Origin of the sequence: Stenotrophomonas sp. 2694 (assembly GCF_040548715.1) — a bacterium.
Lineage (GTDB): Bacteria > Pseudomonadota > Gammaproteobacteria > Xanthomonadales > Xanthomonadaceae > Stenotrophomonas > Stenotrophomonas indicatrix.
In genome coordinates, this window is the sequence record NZ_JBEPSG010000002.1 from 470,963 (window position 1) to 478,323 (window position 7,361).

The 7,361-nt window shown below is 66.8% G+C and carries 6 protein-coding genes; 5 read left to right on the forward strand and 1 reads right to left on the reverse strand.

Annotation, left to right across the window (positions count from 1 at the left end; all coding sequences use genetic code 11):
- Positions 1-91: 91 nt before the first annotated feature.
- Positions 92-1,201, forward strand: a complete 1,110-nt coding sequence (locus ABIA73_RS04850) for a polyamine ABC transporter substrate-binding protein (RefSeq protein WP_354275495.1) — start codon at positions 92-94, stop codon at positions 1,199-1,201.
- Here ABIA73_RS04850 and ABIA73_RS04855 read toward each other — a convergent pair.
- On the reverse strand, positions 1,198-2,667 hold the full coding sequence (locus tag ABIA73_RS04855; RefSeq protein WP_502960544.1) for a flavin-containing monooxygenase: 1,470 nt from the start codon (positions 2,665-2,667) through the stop codon (positions 1,198-1,200). The two genes, ABIA73_RS04850 and ABIA73_RS04855, sit on opposite strands and share 4 nt — an antisense overlap.
- Before the next feature lie 248 nt (positions 2,668-2,915).
- On the opposite strand from ABIA73_RS04855, the gene ABIA73_RS04860 reads away from it, so the two are divergent.
- From ABIA73_RS04860 to ABIA73_RS04875, 4 genes are all read left to right on the forward strand, one after another.
- The gene (locus ABIA73_RS04860) at positions 2,916-4,052 is read left to right on the forward strand and encodes an ABC transporter ATP-binding protein (RefSeq protein ID WP_059063668.1); all 1,137 of its coding nucleotides are present in this window, start codon (positions 2,916-2,918) and stop codon (positions 4,050-4,052) included.
- Complete coding sequence (locus ABIA73_RS04865; RefSeq protein WP_025875318.1) at positions 4,049-4,981, forward strand: ABC transporter permease subunit; 933 nt, start codon at positions 4,049-4,051, stop codon at positions 4,979-4,981. Before ABIA73_RS04860 ends, ABIA73_RS04865 begins: the two co-directional genes overlap by 4 nt.
- Positions 4,978-5,820 (forward strand): ABC transporter permease subunit, encoded by an 843-nt coding sequence (locus ABIA73_RS04870; RefSeq protein ID WP_025875316.1) that lies wholly within the window; start codon positions 4,978-4,980, stop codon positions 5,818-5,820. The genes ABIA73_RS04865 and ABIA73_RS04870 overlap by 4 nt, the downstream gene beginning before the upstream one ends.
- A 63-nt stretch (positions 5,821-5,883) precedes the next feature.
- Positions 5,884-7,248 (forward strand): NAD-dependent succinate-semialdehyde dehydrogenase, encoded by a 1,365-nt coding sequence (locus ABIA73_RS04875; RefSeq protein ID WP_354275496.1) that lies wholly within the window; start codon positions 5,884-5,886, stop codon positions 7,246-7,248.
- Positions 7,249-7,361 lie beyond the last annotated feature (113 nt).

Here is a 7,361-nt window from a genome sequence, read left to right on the forward strand (position 1 = left end):
AGGCCGCGAATAGAAAAATCCCTCGCCGGGGGGTAGGCTGGCACCCGTCGCCGGCCCGGCCGGCCCCCCTTTCCGCATTCTGGAGCACCCGATGAAGCTGCGTATCCTCACGCTCGGCCTGGCCTCCGCCATGCTTTCCGCCTGTGGCGGCGGCAACGGCGGCGGACAGGACAGCCAGGTCCTGAACGTCTACAACTACAGCGACTACATCGCCGAAGACACCATCCCCAACTTCGAGAAGCAGAGCGGGATCAAGGTCACCTACGATGTGTTCGACAGTGACGAGATGGTCGAGACCAAGCTGCTGGCCGGCAACAGCGGCTACGACGTGGTGGTGCCGACGCTGAACTTCTTCGGCCGGCAGATCCAGGCCGGCGTGTTCCTGCCGCTGGACAAGTCGAAGATCCCGAACCTGGCCAATCTCGACCCGGCGGTGATGAAGCGCATCGCTACCCAGGATCCGGGCAACCAGTACGGTGTGCCCTACATGATCGGCACCACCGGCATCGGCTACAACGTGGACATGCTGAAGGAGCGCTTCGGTGGCAGCACCGACATCGCCAACAGCTGGGACCTGGTGTTCAAGCCGGAAAACATCAGCAAGATGAAGGACTGCGGCGTGACCATCCTGGACACGCCGGCGGACATGATTCCGATCGCGCTGCACTACCTGGGCCTGGACCCGCACAGCGGCGATCCGGCCGACCTGCAGAAGGCGGCAGACCTGCTGAAGCCGATCCGCCCGTACGTGCAGAATTTCCACTCCTCGCAGTACGTGGGCTCGCTGGCCAACGGCGGCACCTGCCTGGTGGTGGGCTGGTCGGGTGACATCATCCAGGCCCGCGACCGTGCTGCCGAGGCCAGCAATGGCGTGCACGTGGCCTATTCGATCCCGAAGGAAGGCGCGCCGCAGTGGTTCGACATGCTGGCCATCCCGAAGGATGCCAAGCATCCGGAAGCGGCCTACGCGTTCATCAACTATCTGCTGGAACCGAAGGTGGCCGCGGCCAACACCAACTTCATCCACTACGGCAACCCGGTGCCGACCGCGACCCCGCTGGTGGACGAGGCGATCCGCAACGACCCGACCATCTACCCGCCGGCAGACGTGGCCGCGAAGATGTTCACCTATTCGATCAACACGCCGGAGACCGACAAGCTCTACACCCGGCTGTGGACCGAGGTGAAGACCGGTCGCTAAGCGTTTCCGGTAGCGCCGGGCCTTGCCCGGCAGCTGCCTTGCCCTGCGCCGGAGCCGGTACTGCCGGCCCGGCCAAGGTGCCGCAGGATGGCGGGCAACAGGTCGCGCGCATCGCGACCGCCGTTGCACAGGAATGATGAGCTCATCCGCTGCAGGTTGTGCATCCCGATGAAGAACAGCCCGGGCTGCGGGGAGACACCGAACTCGCCGAGCGGGTACCCCTGTTCGTCCAGCACGCCGTCCACATGCAGCCACGGCCATTCGGCGACGAAGCCCGTGGCGAGGACAACCGAGCGGATGCCGGCAGCGTTCAGATCCAGTTCGCGCGGCGAGGCGTCCGGCTCCCAGTGCAGGTACACCTCTTCGGGAATGTAGCGGGCGTCGTCGGTGCGCGGTTCGGGCCGCGTGGCGTAGTACCCGCTTGCCAGTGAATCGAGATAGGCGTACTCGGCCCGAGTCGCCTCGACCGCCGTGCGCAGCTGTGGGCGGACATCGGCGAAGCGGGCGATGTCCGCGTCGAAGCCCTGCAGGCGGCCCAGCAGCGTGATGCCCTCGCGATGCATCGACAGCAGGCTGATCGAGCTGCCCAGGCCTGCGCGTCCCTTGCCGGAAATCAGCGGGAACTCTGCGGTCCGGGCCTTGCGCAGCGCGTCCGGCTCCCCGGCGAGCACCCCGGCCGATTCACTCACATGCTGGTGGATGCGTCCGGCCATGTCCCACCAGGTCATCGAATCCTTGCCGCGCAGCCGGCGCGTATGCGAATGGCGCTCGGCCAGCGACCAATACACGGTGCGGCCGCTGGCGCGGAGATCCTGGGCGATCTGCGCGCCGGACTGGCCGCCGCCGATGACCAGCACCGCGCCGTCGGGAAGCTGCCGGCAATTGCGGTAGTTGCTGGAGTGCAGTACCGCCAGCGCAGGCCCGGGCGCAAAGGGAACGCGGGGCATCCGGGGACGGCCGTATTCGCCGGTGGCCACCACCACCGCAGCGGCCTGGATCGGCCCGCGGCTGGATTCGATGGCGTAGCCGCCCGCCTTGGGCGTGACACGCAGGACCGCGCAGCCTTCGTGGATCGGCAGTGACCTTTCGCTGGCGTAGTCGCGGAGCCGCTGGATCACTTCCGGTGCGGCCATGAAGCCCTCCGGGTCGTCGCCCGCATAGGCGTGGCCATGCAGGGCCATCGTCGCGTTGGCGGTGTTGGTCTGGAAGGAATCCCAGCGCCGCTGCCAGCTGGCGCCCACGGTTTCCGCCTCCAGTACGCGATGCGCGACGCCGGCCTCCTGCAGGACCGCGCTGAGTGACAGCCCGGCCTGGCCGGCGCCGATGATGGCCACCTCCAGCCGATCAGCTGGCGAGGGCTGGGGGGCGGGTGGGGCGAAGACAGAAGTGTCTGCGGATGTCACGCGTGTTCGTCCATGGTCGGCCTCGATCCTGGGGATTGCGACGGGGTAGTGGCGGGCGATCAAGGCTCCCGGTTCTGAAAAACGTTGCAGATTCGGCGCGGCACCCGCAGGCCAAGGCGGAAACACCAGGCAACGGCCACGCAGGGGGGCGCGTGTTGCGCCTGGAGTGCGCCATTTGCGGGCCAAACCCGACACCGGTCCGGTACTCCAGGACGGCCAGCGGCGCCTTCCCGCCCGCCGTCGTCATATCCCCATCGGCCCCCGGCCGGTAGAATGGCGGCCGCTGTCCACCGCCCGCTCCCGGAGCCCCCATGCCCGTTGAAGCCCAGCCGGAAGCCGCCGTCGTCGAAGCGACCGGTGTGCCCGGCTATCTCTCCATTCGTGATCTGCGCAAGGAATTCGATGGCTTCGTCGCCGTCGACGACGTCAACCTGGACGTCCGCAAGGGCGAGATATTCGCGCTGCTCGGTGGCTCCGGCAGCGGCAAATCGACCCTGCTGCGCTGCCTGGGCGGCTTCGAGACACCCACCAAGGGCAGCATCACCGTCGATGGCCAGCGGATGGACGCGCTGCCGCCGTACCAGCGGCCGGTCAACATGATGTTCCAGTCCTATGCGCTGTTCCCGCACATGACCGTGGAGCAGAACATCGCCTTCGGCCTGAAGCAGGACGGACTCGGCCGCGAGGCCATCGCCAAGCGCGTGGGCGAGATGCTCGACCTGGTGCAGATGGGCCATCTTGGCAAGCGCAAGCCGCACCAGCTGTCCGGCGGCCAGCAGCAGCGCGTGGCGCTGGCGCGGTCGCTGGCCAAGGGGCCAAAGCTGCTGCTGCTGGACGAACCGATGGGCGCGCTGGACAAGAAGCTGCGCTCGCAGATGCAGCTGGAGCTGGTCAGCATCATCGAGTCGTCGGGCGTGACCTGCGTGATGGTCACCCACGACCAGGAAGAGGCGATGACCATGGCCACCCGCATCGCGGTGATGGACGCCGGCTGGATCCAGCAGGTCGGCAAGCCCGATGAGGTCTACGAGCAGCCGGCCAACCGCTTCGTTGCCGAGTTCATCGGTTCGGTCAACCTGTTCGACGGGGTGATCGACGAGGACCTGCCCGAATACGTGACCGTGCGCTCGCCGCTGTTCCCGGCGCCGGTCTACATCGCCCACGGCATCACCTGCTACGAAGGGCAGCCGGTCGCGTTCGCGCTGCGCCCGGAGAAGGTGATGATCGGCAAGGACGAGCCGGAAGGGCACACCAACAAGGCGCAGGGCGTGATCGAGGACATTGCCTACTTCGGCAGCCATTCGGTCTACCACGTGCGCCTGCCCAGCGGCGCCAAGGTGCTGGCCAACTTCGCCAACTCGCAGCGCTGGGCCAGCGATGGCCTGACCTGGGGCGACGAGGTGTGGGTGCACTGGCGCGACAACGACGGCGTGGTGCTGACCTCATGAGCGCCGCCGGCCTGAAGCGCTGGCTGCCGGGGCTGCGTGCCACGGTGATCGGCATTCCGTACCTGTGGCTGCTGCTGTTCTTCGCGGTGCCGTTCCTGATCGTGCTGATGATCAGTTTCTCGCACAGCCGGGTCGGCTCGCCGCCGTACACCTGGCTGCTGCAGTACGTCGATGGCGGGCTCTCGCTCAAGCTCAACCTCGAGAACTATCTGGCGCTGTTCCGTGATTCGATCTATGCGCAGGCGTTCCTGAGCTCGATCAAGATCGCCGCCATCTCGACCTTCCTCACCCTGCTGATCGGCTATCCGATGGCCTATGCCATCGCCCGCCTGTCGCCGGCCGCGCGCAACGTGGCGATGATGCTGGTGGTGCTGCCGTCCTGGACCTCGTTCCTGATCCGCGTCTATGCATGGAAAGCGATCCTGGACCGCAACGGCCTGCTCGACCAGTTCCTGCAGTACACCGGCCTGCAGTCGCTGATGACCTCGATGGGCCTGCCGAAACTGCAGCTGATCGACACCCCGACCGCGGCCTACATCGGCATCGTGTACTGCTATCTGCCGTTCATGGTGCTGCCGCTGTACGCCAACCTGGTCAAGCATGACCACCGACTGCTGGAAGCAGCCTACGACCTCGGCGCCAAGCCGTGGCAGGCGTTCCTGCGCATCACCCTGCCGCTGTCGAAGGCGGGCATCATCGCTGGCTGCATGCTGGTGATGATCCCGGCGATCGGCGAATTCGTGATCCCGGAAATGCTGGGTGGCTCGGAAACCCTGATGGTCGGTCGCCAGCTGTGGAACGAGTTCTTCAACAACCGCAACTGGCCGGGCGCCTCGGCGATGGCAGTGGCGATGATCCTGTTGCTGCTGGTGCCGATCCTGCTGTTCAACCGATCCCAGCAGCGGTTGCTGGAAGGGAAGCAGGCATGAGCCCGCGTTCTGCCAAGGGCCTGGGCCTGGGCGTGCTGCTGCTCGGCTTCGCTTTCCTGTACCTGCCGATCCTGCTGTTGATGTTCTATTCGTTCAACAGCTCGCGGTTGGCCATGGTCTGGGCCGGGTTCTCCACCCGTGCCTACAGCGACCTGTTTGCCGACCGCGCGCTGATGGATGCGATGTGGACCAGCCTGGTGGTCGCGTTCTGGACCGCCTGTACCGCCACCGTGCTCGGCACGCTGGCGGCGATGGTGATGACCCGCTTCAAGCGTTTCCGCGGCAAGCCGTTCTTCGGTGCGCTGGTGACCGCGCCGCTGGTGATGCCGGACGTGATCCTCGGTTTCTCGCTGATGGCGCTGCTGGCCTCGATGGGCGCGATACCGGGCTTCCCGGCGCGTGGCCTGGCCACCATCTGGATCGCCCACGTCACCTTCACCCTGTGCTTCGTCACCGTGGTGGTGTCCTCGCGCCTGCAGGAGATGGACCTGTCGCTGGAAGAAGCGGCGATGGATCTCGGCGCGAGCCGGCTGACCGTGTTCACCCGCATCACCCTGCCGATCATCGCCCCGGCGCTGGTGGCCGGTTGGCTGCTGGCGTTCACCTTGTCGCTGGATGACGTGGTGGTGGCCAGCTTCGTTGCCACGCCGGGCTCGACCACGCTGCCGATGAAGGTGTTCGCCTCGGTACGCATGGGCATCAGCCCGAAGATCAATGCGCTGGCCACGCTGCTGGTGTCTGCAGTGTCCATTGCTGCAGTGATCGGCTGGTACATCAATGCGCGTGCGGAGAAGCGACGCCAGCGCGACCTGCAGCTGGCCCGCCAGGACAACGGCTGAGCCGGCAACATCCGGCTCACGGCGGCCGGCGCACAATGGGGGTCTACCTGATGGAGACCCCCCATGACCGTCGAGATCATCAACCCGGCCACCGGCCAGGTGACCTACCGCCATGAGCTGATGGATGCCGCTGCCATCGAGCAGCGCCTGCAGGCCGCAGCCGAGGCGTTCCCACGCTGGGCCGAGCGCTCGCTGCAGGATCGTGGGGCGATCCTCAAGCAGATTGCCGGCCAGCTGCGTGCGCGCCGCGATGACCTGCAGCAGGCCATGACCAGCGAGATGGGCAAGCTGAAGGCCGAGGCCTTGGCCGAAGTGGAAAAGTGCGCGACCACCTGTGAGTTCTATGCCGACCACGCCGCCGATTACCTGAAGCCGCAGCTGATCGACACCGAGGCCCAGCGCAGCTACGTGCGCTATGAACCGATCGGCTGCGTGTTCGCGGTGATGCCGTGGAATTTCCCGATCTGGCAGGTGTTCCGCTTCCTGGCCCCGGCGTTCATGGCCGGCAACGTAGCGCTGCTCAAGCATGCCAGCAACGTGCCGCAGTGCGCCGACCTGATCCTGGCGGTGTGCCGCGATGGCGGCCTGCCGGACGGTGTGTTCGACGTGCTGCACATCGACAACGACCAGGCTGCCGACGTACTGCGCGATGCACGGGTGAAGGCAGTCACCCTGACCGGCAGCGAGCGGGCAGGGCGCTCCATCGCGTCCAATGCTGGCAGCCAGTTGAAGAAGTCGGTGATGGAGCTGGGCGGCAGCGACGCCTTCGTGGTGCTCGATGATGCCGACCTGGACAAGGCGGTTGCCGCCGCGGTGAAGTCGCGCTTCGACAACAGTGGCCAGACCTGCATTGCCGCCAAGCGCTTCATCGTGGTTGAAGCGGTGGCCGATGAATTCACCCGGCGCTTCGTCGAAGCCGCAGGCGAGCGTCAGTACGGCGACCCGAACGAGCGCGGCACCATGCTGGCGCCGATGGCCCGTGCCGACCTGCGCGACGAACTGCACAAGCAGGTGCAGGCCAGCGTCGCCAAAGGCGCGCGGGTGCTGATCGGCGGCGAACCGATCGCCGGTTCGCATGCGGGCTACCCGGCCAGCGTGCTCGACCAGGTGGGGCCGGGCATGCCCGCCTATGACGAAGAACTGTTCGGGCCGGTCGCTGCGGTCATCCGGGTCAAGGATGAAGCCGAGGCACTGCGCGTGGCCAACGACACCCGCTTCGGCCTCGGCGGCAGCGTGTGGACGCGTGACCCGGTGCGTGGCGAGTCCTTCGCCCAGCGCATGGAATGCGGCGCGGCCTTCGTCAACGCCATCGTCAAGAGCGATGCGCGGTTGCCGTTCGGCGGCAGCAAGGAATCAGGTTTTGGCCGTGAACTGGCCGACCACGGCATCCATGAGTTCATGAACATCAAGACCATCTACGTGGCTTGATTCCCAACGGTAGTGGCGGGGGGGGGGGGGGGGGGGGGGGGGTGGGGGGCGCCGCCCCCCCCCCCCCCCCCCCCGCAGGTTAGGCCCACCACCCGCGAGGGGACCCCGGGCGG